The 23484-nt window shown below is 59.5% G+C and carries 23 protein-coding genes; 10 read left to right on the top strand and 13 right to left on the bottom strand.

The window, feature by feature from the left end:
* Positions 1-17 precede the first annotated feature (17 nt).
* From mutS to Q4481_RS16835, 3 genes are all read left to right on the top strand, one after another.
* Complete coding sequence (gene mutS, locus Q4481_RS16845) at positions 18-2732, top strand: DNA mismatch repair protein MutS (RefSeq protein WP_304377565.1); 2715 nt, start codon at positions 18-20, stop codon at positions 2730-2732.
* An 87-nt stretch (positions 2733-2819) separates the two neighbouring features.
* A complete protein-coding gene (locus Q4481_RS16840; RefSeq protein WP_304377564.1) occupies positions 2820-3428 on the top strand; it encodes a TetR/AcrR family transcriptional regulator in 609 nt (202 codons plus the stop codon).
* A gap of 2 nt (positions 3429-3430) precedes the next feature.
* On the top strand, positions 3431-4921 hold the full coding sequence (locus Q4481_RS16835) for an MFS transporter (RefSeq protein WP_304377563.1): 1491 nt from the start codon (positions 3431-3433) through the stop codon (positions 4919-4921).
* Between the two features lie 23 nt (positions 4922-4944).
* Here Q4481_RS16835 and Q4481_RS16830 read toward each other — a convergent pair whose 3' ends face one another.
* The gene (locus Q4481_RS16830; RefSeq protein ID WP_304377562.1) at positions 4945-5676 is read right to left on the bottom strand and encodes a glycoside hydrolase family 16 protein; all 732 of its coding nucleotides are present in this window, start codon (positions 5674-5676) and stop codon (positions 4945-4947) included.
* 65 nt (positions 5677-5741) lie between these two features.
* A complete protein-coding gene (gene argB, locus Q4481_RS16825; protein WP_304377561.1) occupies positions 5742-6629 on the bottom strand; it encodes an acetylglutamate kinase in 888 nt (295 codons plus the stop codon).
* 94 nt (positions 6630-6723) lie between these two features.
* On the opposite strand from argB, the gene Q4481_RS16820 reads away from it, so the two are divergent.
* The 3 genes from Q4481_RS16820 to Q4481_RS16810 all read left to right on the top strand — a co-directional run bounded on the left by Q4481_RS16820 (position 6724) and on the right by Q4481_RS16810 (position 8702).
* Complete coding sequence (locus Q4481_RS16820) at positions 6724-7305, top strand: sigma-70 family RNA polymerase sigma factor (RefSeq protein ID WP_377352808.1); 582 nt, start codon at positions 6724-6726, stop codon at positions 7303-7305.
* Entirely contained in the window at positions 7302-8024 is a 723-nt protein-coding gene (locus Q4481_RS16815; protein WP_304377560.1) for an anti-sigma factor, read from the top strand. The genes Q4481_RS16820 and Q4481_RS16815 overlap by 4 nt, the downstream gene beginning before the upstream one ends.
* Before the next feature lie 114 nt (positions 8025-8138).
* Positions 8139-8702, top strand: coding sequence for a fasciclin domain-containing protein (locus Q4481_RS16810; RefSeq protein WP_304377559.1), 564 nt, complete (start codon positions 8139-8141; stop codon positions 8700-8702).
* Positions 8703-8755: 53 nt separating this feature from the next.
* Here the strand turns inward: Q4481_RS16810 and yihA are convergent, their stop codons facing one another.
* The 6 genes from yihA to rpmH all read right to left on the bottom strand — a co-directional run bounded on the left by yihA (position 8756) and on the right by rpmH (position 14363).
* On the bottom strand, positions 8756-9409 hold the full coding sequence (yihA, locus tag Q4481_RS16805) for a ribosome biogenesis GTP-binding protein YihA/YsxC (protein WP_304377558.1): 654 nt from the start codon (positions 9407-9409) through the stop codon (positions 8756-8758).
* Positions 9410-9494: 85 nt separating this feature from the next.
* The gene (locus tag Q4481_RS16800) at positions 9495-10838 is read right to left on the bottom strand and encodes a methyl-accepting chemotaxis protein (protein WP_304377557.1); all 1344 of its coding nucleotides are present in this window, start codon (positions 10836-10838) and stop codon (positions 9495-9497) included.
* A gap of 104 nt (positions 10839-10942) precedes the next feature.
* The gene (locus Q4481_RS16795) at positions 10943-11914 is read right to left on the bottom strand and encodes a DMT family transporter (protein ID WP_304377556.1); all 972 of its coding nucleotides are present in this window, start codon (positions 11912-11914) and stop codon (positions 10943-10945) included.
* Positions 11915-12044: 130 nt separating this feature from the next.
* Positions 12045-13823: a membrane protein insertase YidC gene (yidC, locus tag Q4481_RS16790; protein WP_304377555.1), complete on the bottom strand. Its 1779-nt coding sequence runs from the start codon at positions 13821-13823 to the stop codon at positions 12045-12047.
* Positions 13807-14202, bottom strand: a complete 396-nt coding sequence (gene rnpA, locus Q4481_RS16785) for a ribonuclease P protein component (protein WP_377352805.1) — start codon at positions 14200-14202, stop codon at positions 13807-13809. Before rnpA ends, yidC begins: the two co-directional genes overlap by 17 nt.
* Before the next feature lie 20 nt (positions 14203-14222).
* Positions 14223-14363 carry a 50S ribosomal protein L34 gene (rpmH, locus tag Q4481_RS16780; RefSeq protein WP_304377554.1) on the bottom strand — a complete coding sequence of 47 codons (141 nt, stop codon included), beginning with the start codon at positions 14361-14363 and terminating at the stop codon, positions 14223-14225.
* Positions 14364-14583: 220 nt separating this feature from the next.
* Here rpmH and Q4481_RS16775 point away from each other — a divergent pair, with 220 nt between their 5' ends.
* Positions 14584-16086, top strand: a complete 1503-nt coding sequence (locus Q4481_RS16775) for a sensor histidine kinase (RefSeq protein ID WP_377352803.1) — start codon at positions 14584-14586, stop codon at positions 16084-16086.
* Between the two features lie 10 nt (positions 16087-16096).
* On the opposite strand, the gene Q4481_RS16770 is transcribed toward Q4481_RS16775, so the two are convergent.
* The 5 genes from Q4481_RS16770 to Q4481_RS16750 form a co-directional block, all read right to left on the bottom strand.
* Positions 16097-16846, bottom strand: coding sequence for a phosphatase PAP2 family protein (locus Q4481_RS16770; RefSeq protein WP_377352801.1), 750 nt, complete (start codon positions 16844-16846; stop codon positions 16097-16099).
* A 60-nt stretch (positions 16847-16906) separates the two neighbouring features.
* Positions 16907-17815, bottom strand: a complete 909-nt coding sequence (rfbD, locus tag Q4481_RS16765) for a dTDP-4-dehydrorhamnose reductase (RefSeq protein WP_304377553.1) — start codon at positions 17813-17815, stop codon at positions 16907-16909.
* Between the two features lie 2 nt (positions 17816-17817).
* Positions 17818-18876 (bottom strand): dTDP-glucose 4,6-dehydratase, encoded by a 1059-nt coding sequence (rfbB, locus tag Q4481_RS16760; RefSeq protein WP_304377552.1) that lies wholly within the window; start codon positions 18874-18876, stop codon positions 17818-17820.
* A gap of 49 nt (positions 18877-18925) precedes the next feature.
* Complete coding sequence (gene rfbC / locus Q4481_RS16755) at positions 18926-19480, bottom strand: dTDP-4-dehydrorhamnose 3,5-epimerase (RefSeq protein WP_304377551.1); 555 nt, start codon at positions 19478-19480, stop codon at positions 18926-18928.
* Between the two features lie 136 nt (positions 19481-19616).
* Positions 19617-21200, bottom strand: a complete 1584-nt coding sequence (locus tag Q4481_RS16750; protein ID WP_304377550.1) for a peptide chain release factor 3 — start codon at positions 21198-21200, stop codon at positions 19617-19619.
* 90 nt (positions 21201-21290) lie between these two features.
* Here Q4481_RS16750 and dut point away from each other — a divergent pair, with 90 nt between their 5' ends.
* The 3 genes from dut to Q4481_RS16735 all read left to right on the top strand — a co-directional run bounded on the left by dut (position 21291) and on the right by Q4481_RS16735 (position 23397).
* Positions 21291-21764: a dUTP diphosphatase gene (gene dut, locus Q4481_RS16745; RefSeq protein ID WP_304377549.1), complete on the top strand. Its 474-nt coding sequence runs from the start codon at positions 21291-21293 to the stop codon at positions 21762-21764.
* Positions 21761-22651: a GNAT family N-acetyltransferase gene (locus tag Q4481_RS16740; protein WP_304377548.1), complete on the top strand. Its 891-nt coding sequence runs from the start codon at positions 21761-21763 to the stop codon at positions 22649-22651. Before dut ends, Q4481_RS16740 begins: the two co-directional genes overlap by 4 nt.
* Before the next feature lie 131 nt (positions 22652-22782).
* Positions 22783-23397 (top strand): LysE family translocator, encoded by a 615-nt coding sequence (locus Q4481_RS16735; protein ID WP_304377547.1) that lies wholly within the window; start codon positions 22783-22785, stop codon positions 23395-23397.
* Positions 23398-23484 lie beyond the last annotated feature (87 nt).

Raw genomic sequence — 23484 nt, 5'->3', positions numbered from 1 at the left:
TTTTGTCAAAGTCAGATATGTCCATCGTGGAAGCGCTCACTGTTGCCCAGCTCGCCTCGGAAGAAAGCCGCCAGACGGCCACTCCGATGATGGAACAGTTCATCGAAATCAAGGCCAACAATCCCGATAGTCTGCTTTTCTATCGCATGGGCGATTTCTACGAACTGTTTTTCGAAGATGCGCTGGAAGCCTCGCGCGCTCTCGGGATCACGCTGACGCGACGTGGCCAGCATATGGGCATCGATATCCCCATGTGCGGTGTTCCCGTGCATGCGGCGGATGATTATCTGCAGAAACTGATTGGCCTCGGATATCGGGTTGCGGTTTGCGAACAGGTCGAAGATCCGGCCGAAGCCAAGAAGCGTGGCGCCAAGTCCGTCGTTCGCCGCGATGTCATCCGTCTGGTCACGCCGGGAACGATTACCGAGGAAAAGCTCCTCAATCCCGGTGACAGCAACTACCTGATGGCGCTCGCCCGCATTCGTGGTGGCGACAAGCCGCAATATGCCTTGGCCTGGATCGATATTTCGACCGGAGTCTTCCGTCTGGCCGAGTCCGATCTGCCGCGTCTGCTGGCCGACATTCTGCGCATCGATCCCAAGGAACTGATCGTTCCCGATACGCTATTCTCGGATCCTGATTTGCGCGGCGTTTTCGATGTGCTGGGTCGTGTGGTCAGCCCGCAGCCGTCGGTTCTCTTCGATTCCAGCACGGCCGAAAACCGGATTGCACGCTACTACAATCTACAGACACTCGATGGATTCGGCGGTTTCACCCGGGCGGAAATGGCGGCGGGTGCCGCGGCGATCGCCTATGTCGAAAAGACCCAGATTGCCGAACGGCCAGCGCTGGGCGCACCCGAACGCGAGAGTTCGGCCTCAACCCTTTTCATCGATCCGGCGACCCGCGCCAATCTCGAACTGGTCCGCACGCTTTCGGGTGATCGCAATGGTGCGCTGCTCAAGGCAATCGATCGGACGGTTACCAGCGGCGGCGCTCGTCTGTTGTCGGAACGGCTGATGTCGCCCCTGACCGATGCCGATGCTATCAACGAGCGACTGAACGCGATCGCCTTCCTTCTTGATGAACCGCGTCTTGCGGAAGAGATGCGGCGGGCACTTCGGCATGTTCCCGATATGCCGCGCGCGCTCTCGCGTCTTGCGCTTGCACGCGGTGGCCCGCGCGATCTCGCCGCCATCCTCAAGGGGCTGGAGGCTGCCCGTGCCATCGCGGCCCTGTTTTCCGGGCTCTATCTCCCGCCCGAACTTGAGCAGGCGCAGCGTGCTCTTGGGGCGGTTCCGGCCGAACTCGAAAAGCTGCTTGGCGAACATCTTGCCGAAGACCTGCCCTTACTCAAGCGCGATGGCGGTTTCGTCAGGGACGGCGCCATGCCTGAACTCGATGAGCTGCGGGAATTGCGCGACCAGTCACGCAGGGTCATTGCCGGCCTGCAATCGTCCTATATCGACGAGACGGGCGTCAAATCGCTGAAGATCAAGCATAACAATGTGCTGGGCTATTTCATCGAGCTGACAGCCGGCACATCGGGCGCGATGACCTCGACGCCGGAAATGAAGGCGCGCTTCATCCATCGCCAGACGACCGCCAATTCGATGCGCTTCACCACGGTGGAACTGTCGGATCTCGAAAGCCGCATTGCCAATGCCGCCGAACAGGCCCTCGCCATCGAACTGGCAGCCTTCGATCGTATGGTGGAGGCCGTGGTGGCGGCCGCCGAACCGATCAAGAAAGCTGCAGAGGCGCTCGCTATCATTGACGTTTCGGCGGGGCTTGCCCATCTCGCCGATGAGCAGGCCTATTGCCGGCCTCACGTCGATGGTTCGATGCGGTTCCGGATCGAGGGTGGCCGCCATCCGGTGGTCGAGCAGTCGCTGCGTCGCAACGCCGGCCCGGCTTTCGTGGCCAATTCCTGCGATCTGTCGCCGGTCGGCGAAGGAAAGAACGGCGGCATCTGGCTGATCACAGGTCCGAACATGGGCGGTAAATCGACTTTCCTGCGCCAGAATGCGCTGATTGCCATCATGGCGCAGATGGGCTCCTATGTGCCGGCAGCAGCAGCAGAAATCGGCGTGGTCGATCGGCTGTTCAGCCGCGTCGGGGCGTCTGACGATCTGGCGCGCGGTCGCTCGACCTTCATGGTCGAGATGGTCGAAACCGCAGCCATCCTCAACCAGGCTACACCGCGCTCGCTCGTCATCCTCGATGAAATCGGTCGTGGCACCGCAACGTTCGATGGTCTTTCGATCGCCTGGGCCGCGGTCGAGCATCTGCATGAGGTCAATCGCTGCCGGTCGCTGTTTGCCACCCATTTCCATGAGCTCACCGCCCTGTCGGAAAAGCTCGCGCGTCTCTCCAATGCCACGATGCGGGTGAAGGAATGGGATGGCGAGGTCATCTTCCTGCATGAGGTCGGGCCAGGTGCTGCCGATCGCTCCTACGGTATCCAGGTGGCCCGCCTTGCCGGTTTGCCTCCTGCCGTCGTCTCGCGCGCCAAGGAAGTTCTGGGTCTCCTCGAAGATGCGGATCGCAAGAACCCGGCAACGACATTGATCGACGATCTGCCCTTGTTCCAGGCTGCTGTGCGGCGCGATGAGCCGAAGCCCGCCAAGAACACCGAACTCGAAGAGGCGCTGAAATCCATCAACCCCGATGAGATGACGCCGCGCGAAGCGCTCGAGGCGCTTTACCGTCTCAAATCGCACCTGGTCTGAAACAACCTTGTCTCAGTCGGCGGTTACCGATGTCTTGACTGTACGACTAAAATCAATCAAGTGATTGATTGATGAATTGAGTGAGACATGTCCGAAACGCCGTCGCCAAGATATCTGCCGCATGATGACCGCAAGCGCGCAATCGCCGCGGCTGCGCGCTCGCTGATCATCGAGAAGGGTTTTGAGGGCCTGCGCACCCGTGAGATCGCCGAAAGGGTGGGGATCAACATCGCGACTCTTCACTATCACGTACCGAGCAAGGAGGCGCTGATCGCTCTCGTGGCGCAATCGATGCGCGACGAATTCGTGGCGCAACATCTCCAGCGCGACCGGAAGGGCCTCACGGCGCGTCAGAAACTGGAAATCGAGATCACCGAATTCCGCGAAACCCGCGACAACAATCCCGAATTGCTGAAGGTGATGGAGGAAATGACGCGGCGTGCAAAGTATGACGACAATGTCGCGCATGAGATTATTCCCCTGCGGATCCGATGGTTTGAAGGCTTTGTCTCCATCCTTGACGAAGGTCGCAACGACGGCAGTTTTCGTCCAGACCTCGATCCGGTCGCCGGCGCCTATCTGGTGATCGGCGCTCTCATCGCAACCGCATCCATGCAAATCGGAAGCGACGATCCGCTGGATCGCGTTTCTGTCGAACTCCTCCGGGCGCTAGGCGCCAATCCATCGGGAACCTGACCATGTCTGCACCACATCCAATGGCCCAAGCCGCTCAACAGCCGCCTGCACCCTATGCCAATCGCTGGATTGCCATGTTCGTGCTGTTGATGGCGAGCTTTATGAACATGATCGACGTCACGATCGTCAATGTCGCCCTGCCCAGCCTGCAGAAAGGCCTCCAGGCGACGGAAAGCGCGATCGAATGGATCGTTGCCGGCTACATCATGGCCTTTGCGCTCGGGTTGCTGCCCTTCGGTCGTTATGGCGACATCGCCGGCAAGAAGCGCATGTTCCTGATCGGCGTCGCTTCCTTCACCATCGCCTCGGCGCTTTGCGGCCTGGCGGTCAACGTCGAAATGCTCATTGTAGCTCGTATCATCCAGGGCATTGCCGGTGCCATCATGACGCCGCAGGTCCTTGCGATCGCCCAGACCATGTTTCCGGCCAACGAGCGCGCCCAGGCTTTCTCTCTTTTCGGCCTGACCGCCGGTCTTGCTTCGGTCGCGGGTCCGGTTACCGGTGGCTTTCTCATTGATGCCAATCTGTTCGGTCTGGAATGGCGACCGATCTTCCTCATCAACATTCCCATCGGCATTGCAGCGGTTATTGCCGGTCGACGCCTGATTCCGGATATCAAGGGCAACCCCAGCCTGAGCAATGACTGGGTCGGCATCGGTATCGCCGCTCTGGCTATTTTCTGCCTGATCTTCCCGTTGGTGGAAGGTCGCGGGTTCGGCTGGCCGGTCTGGTGTTTCGCCATGATGCTGGCCTTCCTGCCGCTGGCTATTGCCTTCGTTCTCTGGGAGCGTCGACAGAAAAGCGTGGGTGGAGCAGAACTCTTGCCTACCGCCTTGATGGCAAACAGCAACTATCTGTTCGGCGCCGCGGCGACTATGGTCTTCTTTTCGGCGATGCCGGGCTATTTCCTTGTGCTCGCGGTCTTTCTTCAGGGCGGTTACAACCTGTCACCCCTGCAGTCGGGTCTGACGACGCTCGGCTTTCCGGTTGGCGTGCTCCTCGCCTCGGCAATTACCGGACGCCTTGGTGGACGCTATCCGCGTCAGCGCATGGTGTTCGGCGCCGCAATGCTGATCGGGTCGATCCTGTTGCTCCGACATATCGTGTCAGGCATCGGTGAGGAGATCATCAAGTCGGACTTCATTCTGCCCATGATCATCGGCGGCATCGGGACGGGCTTTGCCATCGCCCCGATGTTCCAGATGGTGCTCGCCAGTGTGCCGCCGAAGGATACAGGATCGGGATCGGGTGCGCTGCAGGCCATCCAGCAGATGGGCGGAGCCTTCGGGGTCGCCATTATCTCTGAAATTTTCTTTTCGGGGATCGGGCGCAATCTCGCAACCGGCCTGTCCCAGCACGAGGCGTTCAAGACCGCGCTTGAAACATCGCTCTGGTACAATATCGCCTGTTATGTGATTGTCGCAGGGTCTGTTCTATTCCTGAAGGCATCCCAGAGCGCTGGCATCCAGCATGCCGCTCCGCCGATGGAATGACCCTATCGCCGACCGCTGGCGCCTCAGGGCGCCGGCGTGAAGGTGAATTTGTTGATGATCACCTCGACCGGCTTGTCATCGGAAGGCGTCTGTCCGCGAAAGCCCCACAGATTGAAGAAGATCGACATCGGTTTTGAGCCGATCCGGTTCTTGTAGTCATCCGGGCGAAACAGCCAACTGTAGCGTTTGACTGTTTCACCATCCGCATCCAGCAACTCGGTGACATAGAAGACGCGGTCGCGTTTCCAGGTGAAGCGATGAATGCTGCGCGTAACACCTTTGGGGAAGGAAAAGGTCTTGTGGGCGTTTCGGAGGCCCGGTTTGACCGGCCAGACGGTGTAGTTCAGCGGCTTGTTCCGCATATCGCTCCAGCGGGCGAATTCGACGTCGATCTCGTTGGTCGCATCGGGCCCGACATCGGCTGTCGGGTAATTGAAGAAGCCGAAAACGACGTTCTTGTCCTGCCCGCCGATATCACCTTCAAATTCCATCTCGTAGGTGCCGAAACCCAGCCGGCTGACGCTGCGCACCTCGCCGGCAAACCAGCGGTTCTTCTTCTTGGAAAAGCGCAGATGCAGGCGCCCCTTTGTATCGACGAACACCTGCGATGCTGCCCAGCTGTTCGGACCCGGTCCGAGACCGTTGCCTTCCTTGATTGTGAAGTCGTAGCCGGCAAAGCGCAGTTGCTTGGCCTCGGCGGAAGCCGCCAGGAGGCCGAATGTCAGGAAGGCGGACAGGAAAAGGCGAGTGGACACGATCGGCTCCCGGCGAAAGACTGTTCTTTCGCCGGTTATTCGCCTCAAACCTCTCGCGAAGCTGGTCAGGGCACGATAAGCGTGCCGGCACCGCCTTCGGTGAAGAGTTCGAGCAGAACCGAATGCGATGTCTTGCCGTTCAGGATGACCACACCCTGAACGCCGGCTTCGATCGCTTCGATGCAGGTTTCGACCTTCGGGATCATGCCGCCGGAGATGGTGCCGTCCTTGATGAGCTTGCGGGCATCGGCGACGGAAAGTTCCTTGATGAGCTTGCCATCCTTGTCGAGCACACCGGGAACATCCGTGAGGAACAACAGGCGCACGGCATTGAGCGCGCCGGCAATGGCACCGGCGAACGTGTCGGCATTGATGTTGTAGGTATGGCCATCGCGGCCCGGAGCGACCGGAGCGATGACGGGAATCATTTCGGAGCGGGCCAGAAGATCGATCAGCGTGCGGTCGACTTCCACCACTTCGCCGACGAAACCGAGATCCAGAACGCGCTCGATGTTCGATTCGGGATCGGTCACGACCTTCTTCGCCTTCTCGGCGAAGACCATGTTGCCATCCTTGCCGCAAAGCCCGATCGCCCATTCACCAGTCTGGTTGATTAGCGCGACGATTTCCTTGTTGATCGATCCGGCAAGCACCATCTCGACGATCTCGACGGTTTTCTGGTCGGTCACCCGCAGGCCATTCTCGAAGCGGGATTCGATCCCGAGTTTGGCCAGCATGGCGCCGATCTGCGGTCCGCCGCCATGCACGACGATCGGATTGACGCCGGATTGCTTGAGAAGGGCGATGTCGCTTGCAAAGGCCTTGCCCAGTTCCGGGTTGCCCATGGCGTGCCCGCCATATTTCACGACAATCGTCTTGTTTTCGTAACGTTGCATGAAGGGCAGGGCCTGGACAAGCAGACGAGCCTGGATTTCGCTTTCGGATTGGGACATGGGCGGGCCTTTCGGATCGAAACTCACGGCCTCTTTAGCCGAACTTTATGTCGGTTGGAATGATCCTTTTGTGCGGTCGCGACGTAAATGAAGAATGTTTCAAGCGACCAGAACCGTTCAGCACGTGCCGGAAAGCAGGGTCATGCAAGAACTCCCTCATCTCCTTGGCCGGATCGCTCTCGGCGACCGCAATGCATTTTCCCAACTCTATCAGGCGACCTCGGGGAAACTTTTTTCGATCCTGCTCCGTATGCTCAAAAGCAGGGCCGACGCGGAAGAAGCCCTGCAGGAGGTCTATATCCGAATCTGGCGGAATGCCGGACGTTATAATGAGGAAGCCGGTTCTGCCATGGCATGGCTGTGCTCGATTGCCCGTTATCATGCCATAGACCAGCTCAGGGCCCGCAAGCCACAGACCGAAACGCTGGATGAAGCGTTCGACCTGGCTTCGCTCGACCCGAGCCCGGAAGAAAATGCCCAGCGACGCTCCGTGGCGTCCGGAATTGAAAACTGCATGCAGACCCTCGAGGCATCGCGAGCCGATGCAGTACGACGTGCCTATGTCGAGGGTTTGAGTTATCTTGAATTGGCGAATCTCCACGGCGTGCCGCTCAACACGATGCGGACATGGTTGAGGAGAAGCCTGCTGAAACTGCGAGAGTGTCTTGGCTCATGAGCGAACGACCGGAAGATTGGGATTCAAGCCGCGACGAGATCATTTCGGGCGAATATGTGCTCGGTGTTCTCTCCGAGGCTGACAGGCGCAAGGTCGAGGAGCGTATGGCCGTCGACGAGCGCTTTTCCCGTCAGGTTCGCCGCTGGCAGCGCAACCTCAGCCAGTTCAACGAGGACTATCAGGATCAGCCGGTCCCCGCCGATCTCTTTCGCAAGATCGAGGTCCGGCTGTTTGAACCTGCGGTCGATGAGACGAAAACCTCCATGCTTCGCTGGCTCTGGTCGTCGGCGTCGTTCTGGCGCGCGGCCTTCGGCGTCACCCTTCTGGCCGGTGTGATCGGACTGTCGGTGGACAGGATCTCCGCACGAAACGAGAGGCCGGCGCCCGCCATGGTCGCCGAACTTTCGTCGAACGAGGGCGGCCTCCGGCTGCTTGCCTCCTATGATGCATCGACGGGCCTTCTCAACATTTCGCCTGCAGCCCAGCGCGAAACCGCACCGAAGTCACTTGAAGTCTGGGTGATCGGCCCCGACCAGGTGCCGATCTCGGTCGGGATTCTCGCCGAAGGATCCGGCGGAAACCTGAACATCCCCGAATCCTTGCGCCAGAAGGTCAGCAAGGATGTCGTCGTCGCCATCACGCTTGAAACGTTCGGCGGTTCACCGGATGGCAAGCCGCATGGTCCGGTCGTTGCATCCGGAAAAATGCAATTGCTCTGAAAAAAGCAAAAAGGACTGAAACTTTTCCGAACGCCCTCCCGTAACAGTTTTTACCAACCCTGAAAGGGTGGACCACCGGAAGAACCGGTGCGTAAACGAGAGGAAGGAAAACCGATGTCTATCTCCACTACGCTTCGTTCAGGCTTGATCTTGGCTCTGGTCGCCGGCACTGCCGTTTCGGTTCAGGCGTCGTCCAATCCGGAAGTCGGCGGCGCGCCGATGTATGACAACAAGACGATCGTCGAGAATGCCGTCAATTCCAAGGACCACACGACGCTGGTGGCCGCTGTGAAGGCTGCTGGCCTTGTCGACACCCTCTCCGGCAAGGGACCGTTCACGGTCTTTGCACCGACCAATGCCGCCTTTGATGCGCTTCCGGCCGGTACTGTCGATACGCTTCTGAAGCCGGAAAACAAGGATCAGCTGACCAAGGTGCTGACCTGCCATGTGGTTGCCGCCGATGCGATGTCCTCTGCCATCGAAAAGATGATCAAGGATGATGGTGGCATGCACGACGTCAAGACCGTCGGTGGCTGCGTTCTGAAGGCATCCGAAAAGAACGGCATGATTACGCTGACCGATGAGACCGGTGGTACTGCGACAGTCACCATCGCCGATGTGAAACAGTCGAACGGCGTCATTCACGTCATCGACAAGGTGCTTCTGCCGAAGGGCTGATCGGCTCCATCGAAAACGAGCAAAAGGGGCGTTCCGGCTTTCGCCGGGGCGCCCTATTGGTTGATGACGGTGACGATTGCCTGGCGAAGCTCATCGAGCCCGGATGATTTCTCGGACGAAGTCGCGAGGATTTCCGGGTAAGCGGCAGGGTGTTTTGCAAGCAGTGCAGCCGTATCGCGAACAAGCTTTTCGACGGCGGGCGGCTTGATCTTGTCCGTCTTGGTCAGGACGATCTGATAGGAAACGGCGGCCTTGTCGAGAAGCTTGAGCACGTCCTCATCGTTCTTCTTGATGCCGTGGCGGCTGTCGATCAGCACATAGACGCGTTTCAGCGTCGGCCGGCCGCGCAGGTAATCGAACACCAGGGCCGTCCAGGCATCGACCTGGGCTTTCGGCGCTTCGGCATAGCCATAGCCTGGCATGTCAACGAGCGCGATCGGCGGCAGATCGCCCATGTCACCATTGTAGCCATCGGGAACGAAATAGTTGAGTTCCTGTGTCCGGCCGGGCGTATTGGAGGTGCGGGCAAGGCCCGTCTGCTGAACGAGCGCATTGATGAGCGACGATTTGCCGACATTGGAACGACCGGCAAAGGCGATTTCCGCCGGGCCGGCCGGGGGCAGGAATTTCATCGATGGAACGCCGCGAATGAAAATCCACGGTCGATTGAAAATGCCCGCCTCGAGGGTGGTCTGCGTGTTGCTCATGGCCTGTCGTCCCGGATTTTCCTGAGCGAGGGGCATCCGGGTTTTTCAGCGTTCTGTCAAGGGCAGAGGCCCAGGCGCCTGAAACTCAACGCTCCAGACGCTTGAGAAGCGCCAGAACCTGTTCAGAAGCCTGGTTGACCTTGGCGATTTCCCGCAGCGCTCCGGCCTGATCGCCCATGTTGAACAGGCGTGCGGCTTCGATGCCGTGACGATGGACCGCTGCATGCGGTTCCTCGAGCTGGGCAAATTCCTGCCGTCCCTTGATGGTCGGATCGGTGACCTGATAGTACCATTTGCCGAGCCGGCAGTTGTGGTGATCGGACAGTTCGTTGGGCTTCAATCCCTCGCGTCCGATGACCATGTTGGCGAGGCGCTTCTTCCACAGGACATGGTCGGACTGCGCCAGACGGATAATCTTGTTGGGAAGGTTGCAGGTGGCCAGCACGCTGAGCTGCTGCGAAATGGCCTCTTGCGCACTGTCCATCGCATCGACGATCGGCATCAGCGCATCGGCGGATTCGGCAGAATGTTCCGCAATACGTCCGATCGACGTCGCCACTTCCATAGAGGCGGATTTCTGTTGGCGCAGGGCCTCCGCAATATGGGTTGCGTTGTCGGAGACATCCGAAATGCTGCGATCGACGTCGCCGACGGCCTGGCGCAGTTTCGCCATCGCGTTGGACCCTTCGGCCACGGCAGCAGAACTGTTGCCCATGGATTCGACCATCTTGCTCATGCCGCCGCGCAGATCCTGGATGATCTGGCTGATTTCGACGGTCGCCGCGGCGGTACGATCCGACAGCGCCTTCACTTCGATTGCCACCACAGCAAAGCCGCGACCGGCATCGCCCGCTCGGGCGGCTTCGACTGCGGCATTAATGGCCAGAAGGTTTGTCTGCGAGGAAATCTTTTTGATCCCGTCGGAGATTTCGGCAATTCGGTTGGCAAGCGCCTGAATGGAGGAAATCCGCTCCGAGGTTTCGGTCACTGCGCCGGCGATCACGCCCATGCGGGCATCCGACTGGCCGAGCGCTTCCACGCTCGCTTTGACGGCGGCGTTGGCGATCTTCGTGTTGCCGACAATCGCCTCGCCGAATTTGCCGATTTCGGTGGCGGTCGATGCCATCTCTTCCGCAGCGGCCGCAACCGATTGCGATTCATTGTCGACGCCGCGCAGGAAATGCAGCAGGTTTGCCGCCATCACGGCGGTCTCAGTCATTGAAACAGAGATGTTGACGACATTCGAAAGGGAGATGGACCCCTTGTCGCGCACATCGCCGATGAAGCGGGCTAGCCCCTTGGACAGTTGGTCCGAACCGGTCGGAAGCCGCATATAATCGCCACTGCCGGCCTGTTCGATGATCGCCAGGATCTCGTCCATGCCCGCCTCGGTTCCATCAAAAAGCTCGGGGAGGGCATTGGCACTCATGAATTAGCTCCAGCTTCCAATTTGAAAAGTAAAATTCGTGGGAAGGCCGCCCAACGGCTGCCTGCCCTAAGGATAGTTTTAGTTGAGATATGGTTAATCGATGGTTACGCTTTTTGGGATTGCTGGCCTGAAAGCGCAGGTGCCGTCTTGCGGAGTGTCGACGCAAGATAGGCAATCAGGGCTGCAAGTACGATGCCGCCTCCAACCATCGTTTCGATCCCGGGAATTTCTCCGTGGATGATCGCGACCCAAACAGGTCCGAGAACGGTCTCGGCCGTGCCTAAAAGAGCGGCGAAGGCGGACGGGATCAGCCGGGCACCGGTGACGAAGAGCGCCATGCCTAACCCGAGATTGAGGGCGCCGAACACGAAGAGAATTCCGAGTTCTCCGGTCGTAACCGACAGGCTCCCGGCCTGGCTGGCGGCAAAGAGGGCTGCCGCAAAACAGCCAGCTGATGCGCCGGGCGTTTGCCGGACATTGGGAAAACGACGTGTCACGACTGTCGTCATGGCAAAGACGATGGCGATCGTCAGAGCCAGCAGGTTGCCGATCCAGGCATTCGGATAGGTGCTTGCTGCAGCGGTATTCGGTTCGCTCAGCGCTCCGCCGGAAAAAAGTGGCGCACCGAGCACCATGATCGCGACGCCGATGATCACGGCTCCAATCGCGATCCAGGTCGAGGGCGCGATGCGTTCGCGAAACAGGATCCAGGCCATCAGCGCAGCAATGAGCGGAATGCCAGCCTGGATAAGCACCACATTGGCGACCGTCGTATAGCTGATCGCAATGACAAAGCAGGTCGAGGCGGTGGCAAAGCCAAAGGCGACGAGGAGGCCGGGAATGCCCATCGTGCGGTAAAGTGCGAAGGTCTTGCGCGGCCCATCGCGCAGCAGAAGGAAGCCGAGCAGGAAGAGGCCTGCAAACAGAGCCCGCCAGAAGACAATCGTCCAGCTGTCGGAAATCGTCAGGAAGCGCGCAATCGCCCCACCGAAGCTCCAGATGACCGCTGAGAGGAAAACAAGCGTTGCGCCGAGCCTCTCGTGGGAAAGAGCTGTGTTTGCGCCCGCCTTGTCCATCCGGTCCCCCCAAAGACAAAGGCTCCCCGGATGGTCCGGAAAGCCTTGGTCACTAGATATAGGTTATTTTGTAAGGCCGGATGCCGCCAAAAGCGACATCCGTCATTCATGAAATATCCTGACGATCCATTCAGGCGGATGATGGCTTGCGCTTGAACAGGTTCTTCAGATTGTCAAAGAGCTCGATCTTGACGCCATGACGCTTCATGATGATGCCCTGCTGGAGGACCGACAGCGTGTTGTTCCAGGCCCAGTAGATGACAAGGCCAGCGGGGAACGAACCCAGCATGAAGGTGAAGATCAGCGGCATCCAGTTGAAAATCATAGCCTGGGTCGGATCGGGCGGGGTCGGGTTCATGCGCATCTGCACGAACATGGTGATGCCCATGATGATCGGCCAGACGCCCAGCATCAGCGCCTGCGGCGGATCCCACGGAATGAGACCGAACAGGTTGAAGAGCGTCGTCGGATCGGGAGCCGAAAGATCCTGGATCCAGCCGAAGAACGGCGCATGCCGCATTTCGATGGTCACATAGATGACCTTGTAGAGCGCGAAGAAGACCGGGATCTGCAACAGGATCGGCCAGCAGCCGGCAAGCGGATTGACCTTCTCTTCCTTGTAGAGCTGCATCATGGCCGTCTGAAGGCCCATCCGGTCGTCGCCGAACTTGGCTTTCAGTTCTTCCATCTTCGGCTGCAGCGTCTTCATCTTGGCCATGGACGCATACTGGCGATTGGCGATCGGGAAGAACAGCAACTTCACGATAACGGTGGTGCCGAGGATGGCGAGACCGAAATTGCCGAAATAGCGGAACAGCCAGTCCATCAGGTAGAACATCGGCTTGGTGAAGAAGTAGAACCAGCCCCAATCGATCAGCTTGTCGAAGCTTTCGATGCCGTTCTTTTCGCCATAGGCTTCTACGAGAGGAACCTGCTTGGCACCGGCGAAGACGAGGGTCTTGAACGACTTGGATTCGCCTGCAGCGATCGTGTCGGCGGCGTTGGTGCGATAGTCAGCCTGGAAGAGCGGTTGGCCCTTGGTTACATGCGAGAAGTTCGATGTAAATGCTGCGCCCGGCTGCGGAACGATTGCCGCCGCCCAGTACTTGTCCGTGATCCCGAGCCAGCCAGCATTGGTGGCCTCGAATTTGAAGGGCTCTTCCGAAGCATCAGCGAAGGTCTCTTCCTTCAGGTTGCCGTCCATGACGCCGATATAGCCCTCATGCAGAACCCAGGCAGAAGCATGGGTCGGCTGGTTGTAGCGAACGACGCGGCCATAGGGCGCCAATGCCAGCGGCTGTGCCGAACTGTTCTTCACCGAGTCCTCGACGGTGAACATGTAATCCTTGTCCACCGAGATCTTGCGCGTGAAGACCGAGCCGGCCTCATTCGTATAAACCAGCGTGACTGGTGTATCGGCGGTCAGCTTCGAATTGCCCTCGACCGACCATTGCGTCTTGCTGTTCGGCACCGAGCCTGCGGCGCCGGTGAAGCCGAGTTCGACGAAATAGCCGTCCTTGGTGTTGCCGGGGCTGAAGAGCGTGATGATCGGGCTCGTCTTGTCGATCGTCTCGCGATAATTCTTTAACTTGAGATCATCAAGGCGGGCGCCGATCAGATTGATGGAGCCGGTGAGCGCAGGCGTATCGATCGTCACGCGCGGCACTTCGGCAAGCGCCTGGTCGCGATTGATGACGGCAACCGCCGCGCCATCCATGCCCGGTACCGGGGCCGCCGCAATATCCGCTGCGGGCTGTTCGGCCTTCTTGGTCTTGGCGAGTTCGGCCTGCTGGGCAGCTTCGCGCTGACGCTCGGCCTCCATCTTCGGGCCCATATAGAAGAACTGCCAGACGAAAACGATCAACACGGAAAAGACGATCGCGATATAATAGTTACGGTTTTTTTCCATCACTTTTTCCCGATGTCCGTCCCTTGGATTTCTGCCGGCTTGCAATGCGTTCCACCAGCGCTTTTGTCAATTCGTCGAAAGATACCGTCAACGCATCGCGATGCGCGACGATCACATAGTCATGGCCGGGCGCCATTGCAAACTGTCCCGCATGCCGGACCGCTTCCTTGAACCGGCGACGCATTCGGTTGCGCTCGACGGCATTGCCCTGCTTCTTGGTCACCGTGAAGCCGGCGCGCGGTGGCAGGGGCGCGTCCTTGCGATCCAGAACCTCGAGAATGAAAAAGGGGCCACGCCGCCTTTCGCCTTCCCGAACACGCAAAAACTCCGGCCGGCTCTTGAGCCGACCGGCAGTCATGTCTTTTTGATTTTCCGTCATGGTCCTTCGGATCGAAGGTTTTAGGCGGACAGGCGCTTGCGACCACGGTTGCGGCGAGCGGAAAGGACCTTGCGGCCGCCCTTGGTTGCGAGACGCGCACGGAAGCCGTGGCGGCGCTTGCGAACAAGCTTGGAAGGTTGGTAGGTACGCTTGGTAGCCATTTATTTAATTACCGCGGAGTGCGGCCCTTCTTGGATGAGCGTGTTTGGGTTTTCGAACGACACAGCTTTCGCCGCCGAACGGAGTTCCTGTCGAACGTGGCCGGGCTTATAGGGGGGTGGGTCCGGAAAGTCAAGAACGCCTCTGAGCCAGCATGTTGCGCGTCGGAAAGGCTGAAAGGCTATTGTGGAAATTGCCCTTTGGACATATTCGCGCTACCGAATGAAAGTGAAGTTCCGAACCGTTGCAGGTGAATCGCAACAGTCGAACGCGGAGTGTATCTTGACCGACGTCTCACAGTCATCGAACGAACCGGCAGCCACTGGCATTGCTGCCGTGCCGGTAACGTCGCGACTGTCCACCAAGATCCTCGCAATGACTGTCGTCTTCGTCATGCTGGCCGAAATTCTCATCTTCGTGCCATCTGTCACCAACATGCGCCTTGCCTGGCTGAGGGATCGCCTCAACACCGCTGCGGCTGCGGCGATCGTCATCGATGGCCTGCCGCAGGTGGATCTGCCGCGCCCCCTGCAGGAAAGTACCTTGATGGCGACCGGGACGATGGCGATTGCGCTGCATAAGCAGGATATCACCCGCATGATCGTGGTGTCGGAGATGCCGCCGATGGTCAATGCGCAATATGACCTTTCCGAGACCGGCTTCTGGGCCGCCGCGCGTGACGCTTTTCACACGCTAATTTTCGGCGGCAACGATGTCTTCAGCGTGCGGGGACGGATCGGCGAGTCGGAAATGGAAATCGAACTCGTGATGCAGGATGCCGAGCTTCGGCATGCCATGTTCGTCTATTGCCGCGAGATCCTTCTTGTGTCGATCATCATATCGCTCATCACCGCTGCATTGATCTTCTTTGCCATCAACCGCATTCTGATCCGGCCCGTCAGCCGTATGACGGCATCGATGCAGGCCTTTGCCGCGGATCCGTCCAATGCTTCGGCCGTGATGGCCGCACCGCGAGGCAGCGACGAACTGGCCTTTGCCGCCCGTCACCTGGCCCTGATGCAGCGCGATCTGCAGAAGACCATCCGGCAGCAGAAGAACCTCGCCGATCTGGGCCTGGCGGTGTCGAAGATCAATCACGACATGCGTAACATCCTGTCTTCAGCGCAACTGATGTCGGACAGGCTAGCCGATATCGATGACAATGTCGTGCGTGGCCTCTCGACAAAACTGGTGCGGACGCTTGGCCGCGCGATCGGCTATTCCACGGAGGTCCTGTCTTACGGCCGAGCGTCAGAGACGGCACCGCGCCGGTCCATGGTCCTGTTGAGCCCGCTGATCGAGGATGTCGGCGAAATCCTCGGCCTTGGCGGAACCGATATCGAGTTCGTCGTCACTGTCGATCGCAAGCTGGCTGTCGATGCGGACCCGGAACAGTTGTTCCGGGTGATCTACAATCTCTGCCGGAATTCCAGCCAGGCGCTCGAAGGCCAGACGGAACAGCCGCGCCGCCTTGAGATCTCGGCCGAACGGCAGGGGCATCTGGTGTTGATCAACGTTGACGATACGGGTCCCGGCATGCCGCAGAAAGCCAAGGACAATCTGTTTGCGGCCTTTCGCGGTTCGGCCCGGTCGGGCGGTACCGGTCTCGGCCTGGCGATCGCGCGGGAATTGATCGAGGCCCACGGCGGCAGCATTCGCTTGGTGGAAAAAGCTACGCGCGGGACCTGCTTCTGCCTCGTCATTCCCGATAGCCGGGTACTTTGAATTCTGCCTGTCAGCCGGTCCCGTCGGCCGCTTTCGTTACGCTGACCCCATCTTTCTGGACAGCAGGCAAAAGATAACGCGACAGCAGCCAGCAGAAGCTCGCCCAGGACGTGCCCAAAAGCCAGCCACCGATTACATCGGTCGGGAAATGGACGCCGAGAAACACCCGGCTCGTGCCGATGAGCAGCGTCAGGATCGTGGCGGACGCCATGAAAAAGATCCGCAGCTTCATCGATTCCTGGCTGCGCGACAATAAGGCTGCGAGTGTCAGGTAGGTCACGGCCGAAACCATGGCATGCCCGCTTGGGAAGCTCATGTCATGGACATCAACGAGATGCGGCACGACATCCGGCCGCGCCCTCGCCACGCTGATTTTCAGGAAGGTGCTGAGACCCCAGCCGCCCAGAATGGATAGAAGAACGAAAAGCGCCGCCGGCCGCTGACGGATAACGAGCAGGTATAGAACGACGAAGGTCGTGAGCAATGTCAGCACCGTCGTCCCACCCAGTGCGGTGATATCGTTAAAGGCATGCGCAAGCCAGGCAGGACCGATCGGGGTTGCCAGATCGCCGGCCTGCCGCAGGCTGAGGAGAATGGCTTCATCGAAGGCACGCGTATCGCCCTCGTTGATTTCCGAAACCAGCATCAGGGCGAGGAATGCACCCGCCGCAATCAGCCCCACTGTCAGATAGGCGATTGGCTCGTAGCGGCCGAGCCTGTTCCAGACGAAGCGATGGGCGTGACGCATAGTATTCAGCAAGCGGTATCTCCTTTGTTCGATGCTCAGGATATAGGCCGCGCGACTGCCAAATCCAGTGGGTCAGTCATCGCGTCGCATGGAGGCTGGGCCAACCAGACGATCGAGGATAACAGAAAGCGCATCGCGCCAGTCTGGCAGCGTGACAGCATGGACCCGCGCGAGCTTTTCGGTGGAGAGCCGGGAATAGTGGGGCCGCTGCGCCGGCGTCGGATAGTCGACAGTCCCAATGCGCTTTACATGGACCCGCTTGCCGCCGCGCTCTGCCAGCCCCGAGAAGACCGCCTCGGCGAAATCTGCCCAGGAAGCATCCGGTCCGCTCGCGCCAAGATGGAAGATGCCTTCGAGCTTCGGATCGTCCTTGTGGTCGGCGAGGTTGCGCGCCACCTTCAGAATGGCATCGGCAATATCGAGCGCCGAGGTGGGCGCGCCAATCTGGTCGGCGACCACGCCGACTTCATCGCGATTTTCCGCCAGACGCAACATGGTTCGGGCGAAGTTGGCGCCGAAAGGGGCATAGACCCAGGCCGTGCGCAAGATGACCGCCCGAGCACCGGATGCGAGCACGGCAGCCTCGCCGGCGAGCTTTGATGCGCCATAGACGCCGAGTGGCGCCACCTTGTCATCTTCCAGCCAGGGCGAGGTCTTGCTGCCATCGAACACATAGTCGGTCGAGATGTGAATGACCGGCACGTTGAGGCGGGCCGCGGCCGCCGCAATCCCTTCCGGACCCCGGGCGTTGACTGCATATGCAAGCTCTGCCTCGCTTTCGGCCTTGTCGACCGCCGTATAGGCGGCGGCAGAGACGATCACGTCCGGGGCTAGTGCAGCCAGCAGTTCGAAGGCGTTTTCGGGATCGGCAAGATCGAGTTCTGGTCGACCGATCGGCAGGATCTCCGCACCGGCCGCGGGACCGCGCTCGATGAGGGCCGTAACGACCTGGCCGCTCTTTCCCGTAACGACGATGCGCATGATCATTTCTCCGGTGTCAGCACGCCGAGGCGCTCGCCGGAATAGACCCGATCGCGAAGCGGCCGCCACCAGGCCTCGTTTTCGAGGTACCAGGCGACGGTTTTCTCGATGCCGGTCTCGAAGGTCTCCTCCGCTCGCCAGCCGAGCTCCGTCTCGAGCTTGGTCGCGTCGATGGCATAGCGCGCATCATGGCCCGGCCGGTCCGTTACATAGGTGATGAGATCGGCATGCGGATGGTTCTTCGGTGCGAGACGGTCCAGTATAGCGCAGATTGTCGTCACCACATCGATGTTGCGGCGTTCGTTGCGGCCGCCGACATTGTAGGTCTCGCCCAGTCGACCGCGGCTGGCGATAAGATGCAGCGCCTTGGCATGATCCTCGACATAGAGCCAGTCACGGATATTCGATCCGTCGCCATAGACCGGCAGTGGTTTGCCATGCAGCGCATTGAGAATGACGAGCGGAATGAGTTTTTCCGGAAAATGATAGGGTCCGTAATTGTTGGAGCAGTTGGAAACGATCGTCGGCAGACCATAGGTGCGGCCCCAGGCAATCGCGAGATGATCGGAAGCCGCCTTCGATGCGGAATAGGGTGATGAGGGATCGTAAGGCGTCGTCTCGGTGAATAGGCCGGTGGCACCAAGCGAACCATAGACCTCGTCCGTCGAGACGTGGAGAAAGCGGAAGCTCGCCTTGTCTTCTGCCGGTAGCGAATCCCAGTAACCACGCGCCGCCTCGAGAAGCGTGAAGGTTCCGATCACATTGGTGTGGATGAAATCGGCCGCACCGGTGATGGAACGGTCGACATGGCTTTCTGCCGCCAGATGATAGATCCGGTCGGGGCGGAATTGCGCGAAAGCATCGCGCACGACAGCGCCATCGCAGATATCGGCCTGCAGAAACCGATGGTTCGCATGACCTTCAAGGGGCGCAAGATTCGCAAGATTTCCGGCATAGGTCAGCTTGTCGAGCGTCAGAACTTCGCAACCTTCCGTCAGCACAAGATGGCGCACGAGGGCCGACCCGATGAAGCCGGCTCCGCCGGTAACGATGATCCGCATCACTATATCCTTCTTCTGCCAATCCTTGCGGCCCGCTCATGAGCCCTGTTCAGTCGAACATTGGCCCCAGTGCGGCGAGCGTCGGCTGCTGTCGGTCTTTCCCGGAAAGGACCGCAGCCTCGGCTTCAACCGGCCAGGCGATGCCGAGGGCGGCATCGTTCCACAACAGGCCGCGATCATGCTCCGGGCTGTAATAATCCGTCACCAGGTAAGCGAGTTCGCAATCGTCTTCCAACGTGCAGAAGCCATGCGCAAATCCGGATGGGATCCACAATTGCCTGCCGTTTTCGGCGCTGAGTTCGACGGTGATATGCTTTCCGAACGTCGGAGACGACCGGCGCAAATCGACCGCAACATCGAGAACGCGGCCGCGCGGGCAGCGCACCAGTTTGCCTTGCGCCCGGGGCTCAAGCTGGAAATGCAGGCCCCGCACTGTGCCCCTGGGCTTGGAATAGGACTGGTTGTGCTGGACGAAATGAATATCGCCAGCGGCCTTGCGGAACAGATCTTCCCGAAAAACCTCGGAGAACCAGCCTCTCTCATCCCCATGTCGCTTGGGCGTGACGAGAAGCAGGCCCTCGATTTCCAGAGTTTCAAATTGCATGGCGCCGACATTCCCCCGACTCAGATCGTTCTGGCAGGGTCTTAGCGCAAATCTGCCGCCAAACCCATGCCCGAAACGTCTTGTCTGTGATGCAGGCTCAAACAGATATCCGCAAGGTTTTCCCTTGCGGGTTCCATCAAGCGGCCTTGAGCTGGTGATATTCCTTGATCGCCACCATCTTGATGGCCGGATACCGTTCGGACTCGTAGCGCAGCGAGAAGGAATCCTGCGCCATGAAGACCGGATCGCCATCGAGATCGCGGCAGATGTCACCGCGGCGGGCGGTGATGAACTTGTCGAGATCACCGGGCTGGTCGGCCGAAATCCAGCGGCAGACGGAGAAGCGGCTCATTTCAAAGGAGACCGGCAAACCATATTCGGCTGACAGGCGTTCCTTGAGAACATCGAGCTGCAGGGCACCGACGACGCCGACGATTGCCGGCGAACCATCTTCCGGCGAGAAGAGCTGCACCACGCCTTCTTCTGCCATCTGCTGCAGCGCTTCCTTGAGCTTCTTCGCCTTCATCGCATCTTCGAGCCGCACGCGGCGCAGGATTTCCGGCGCAAAGTTCGGCACACCCTGGAAAACCAGCGATTCTCCTTCGGTCAGCGTGTCGCCGATGCGAAGCGTTCCATGGTTGGGGATGCCCACCACATCGCCGGCGTAAGCGGTGTCGGCGAGCTGGCGCTGCGAGGCGAAGAAGAATTGTGGTGCGGTCAGTCCGATCAGTTTGCCGGTGCGCGCGAGTTTCGCCTTCATGCCGCGTTCAAGCTTACCGGAGCAGATGCGCGCAAAAGCAATGCGGTCGCGGTGGTTGGGGTCCATATTGGCCTGGATCTTGAAGACGAAGGCCGTCATCTTGTCTTCGGCCGCATGAACGGTTCTCGTATCTGCCACCTGGTCGCGCGGTGGCGGCGCAAAGTCGCCGAGCGCATTGATGAGGTCGCGGACACCGAAATTCCTGAGCGCCGAACCCCAGAAGACCGGCGTCATATGGCCTTCGAGAAAGGCTTCCTGGTCGAAGGGCTTGCAGGCTTCTGCCGCCAGGTTGACCTCGTCGATGAAGGCTTCCTGCTCGTTCTGCGGCAGCCGGCTTGCCACGGCTTCCGGGCCGTTGACCTTCTTGGTCTCGGCCTCTGTATCGGATCCACGCGCTTCGTTCGTCGCCAGATGATAGCTGCCGCAGAATGTCTTGGAACGGCCGATCGGCCAGGTCACGGGTGCGGTATCGAGCGCCAGCTTGTCTTCGACCTCATCAAGAATCTCGAACGGATCGCGGCTCTCGCGGTCCATCTTGTTGATGAAGGTGATGATCGGAATGTTGCGCATGCGGCAGACTTCGAACAGCTTCAGCGTGCGCGGTTCGATGCCCTTGGCGGCATCGATGACCATGACCGCAGCATCGACAGCCGTCAGCGTACGGTAGGTATCGTCTGCGAAGTCTTCGTGGCCGGGCGTATCGAGGATGTTGAAGACATTGCCTTCATATTCAAACGTCATCACCGAGGTGACGACCGAGATGCCGCGTTCGCGCTCGATCTTCATCCAGTCCGACCGGGTCTGGATACGGTCCTTCTTGGCCTTCACTTCGCCGGCGAGCTGAATGGCGCCACCGAACAGCAGCAGCTTTTCGGTCAACGTCGTCTTGCCGGCATCCGGGTGGGCGATAATGGCAAAGGTGCGGCGGCGGGAGATCGCCTCGGCCAGTTCTTCGGTCATCACGAGAAAATCCTGTTGAGTGGCTGCCTTCTAGCCAGTCGGGCGGCTAAATGCAATTGACCGGCATGGAAGAAACCGCAACAAGACCGCATGAGCGAAAAAACATCACCCGCCCCCACCCTTGGCATTGTCCGGCTTCCGCATGGCGAAGGCATGGCCCTGCCGTCCTATGAAACGACCGGTGCGGCAGGAATGGACCTGCGTGCAGCCCTCGCCGAAGGTGCCCGGATGGTGCTGGCTCCCGGCCAGCGCGCGCTGGTTCCCACCGGTTTCGTTTTCGAAATCCCTCAAGGGTTCGAAGCGCAGATCCGCCCCCGGTCCGGCCTGGCCTTCAAGAATGGCATCACCTGCCTCAATGCGCCCGGCACGATCGATAGTGACTACCGTGGCGAAGTGCAGTTGCTGCTGATCAATCACGGTGCTGAGGATTTCGTCATCGAACGCGGCATGCGCATTGCGCAGATGGTGATTGCCCCCGTCGTGCAGGCGAGGGTCGAGGAGCGGGCACTTGCCGGCACGACGGACCGCGGCGCCGGCGGGTTCGGATCGACCGGCCTTCAATGACCGCGTTCCCGGATCTTACGTTCCGGGAGGACTATTTCGCCGATCCGGCAGGCTGGGTTGCGATCAAGAGCCTGATCCTCGACATATTCGATGTGGATATCGCCCCGCTCGATCGCCATGGCAGCTACGATCCTTCCTGCATGCCATCGGCCTATTTCGATGAGGACGGCAACTGCGTCGCCAATCTCACGGCATTTTCGATGCCGATCATCCTGAACGGGCGCGTCATCCGCGCTACCGGTTGGCAATCGGGTGCCGTACGCCCGCCCTATCGGGGACGAGGCCTTTTTCGCGATCTGATCGAAAGGACTATCGCGCGTTGCGAGGCCGTCGGTTTTGAAGCGATCCTTCTCTATACCGACAAGCCCGGCCTCTATCAGCCGCATGGATTTCGAATGATCCCGCAATATCGGTTCGAAGGGCAGGCACCAGCACCGATCGTCCCGGACGCGCTTGTCAGGCAGCTAGATGTCAGGAATGTCGACGATGCGGCCCTTGTGACCCGCATGCTGGCCGAACGGATGCCCGTGTCTGGGCGTCTTGCCGTTACAGAACAGGGGCGGATGTTCCTGCTCAATTGCCATCTCGTCGATGATGTCCGGCTGACATTGATCGAAGAACGACAGGCGCTCGTTGCCTGGCGCCTGGCCGCAGATGGTGTTCCCGAGATCCTCGATGTGGTGGCACAACGATTGCCGCCGCTTGCCAGTCTGATGGCCGCAATCGGAAAACCAGCGAGCCGCGTCCGGCTTTTCATCCCGCCTGACAGGTTGGACTGGACGGGCGAGGCCTTGCCGGAAATGGGCGAGCAGGTGCTGATGATGCGCTCTGCCGCTCATTCGGAGCCTGTTACCCCATCCTGCCTATCTCCGATGGCTGAATTCTAAAACGAACAATCAACATGCATCCGTAAATAATACGGAATACGTTACTTAACGCAAATGAAAATTCGGTCTATTGCCCTTTTTGTCCAAAAACAATATGAAAGGCGTTTGATGTCAGAGATGAACAGTTTGCCATGACCATTGCCACGCTTCTCACCTACTCCCTCGCGCTATTCGTTGCCGCGATCATTCCTGGCCCCGGTATCACGGCGCTCGTTGCGCGCGCCATGGGGGCGGGTTTTACCGACAGTCTTGCAATGGCATTCGGTCTCATCCTGGGCGACATGGTGTTCCTCACGGCCGTCGTTCTCGGACTGTCTGTCGTCGCCCAGACGTTCGGCGCGCTCTTCATGGTGATCAAATATCTGGGCGCAGCCTATCTCGCCTATGTCGCCTACAAGATCTGGACCGCCGGGCTCGTAAAAGCTGAAATGGCGGCGGGTCCCAAACGGTCGCCGATCCATTCCTTTCTCGCCGGCCTCTTTGTGACGCTAGGCAACCCGAAGGCGATGCTGTTTTACGTTGCGCTGGTGCCGACGCTTGTCAGTCTCGATACGCTGACCGTTACTGATTATCTCCAGTTGCTGGCCGCGACATTTGTGGTGCTGGTACTGGTAACCGTACCTTATATTGCCCTGGCCTCGCGGGCGCGCGAACTTTTCCGCCATCCGGAACAGCTGCGCGGTCTCAACCGCGTTGCCGCGACCTTTCTGATGGGAACGGCGGGCTACATCGCTCTCCGGGCGTGATTTGGAAGAATATTCTGGTTTTGCCTGAACTCTGGATGAATTTTCCGGCGCGACTGCTGGAAGCGTGGAATTCTGTCTGGAAAGATT

Origin of the sequence: Fluviirhizobium alvei (assembly GCF_030551875.1) — a bacterium.
Lineage (GTDB): Bacteria > Pseudomonadota > Alphaproteobacteria > Rhizobiales > Rhizobiaceae > Rhizobium_E > Rhizobium_E alvei.
This window is presented reverse-complemented; position numbering and strand designations above follow the sequence as displayed.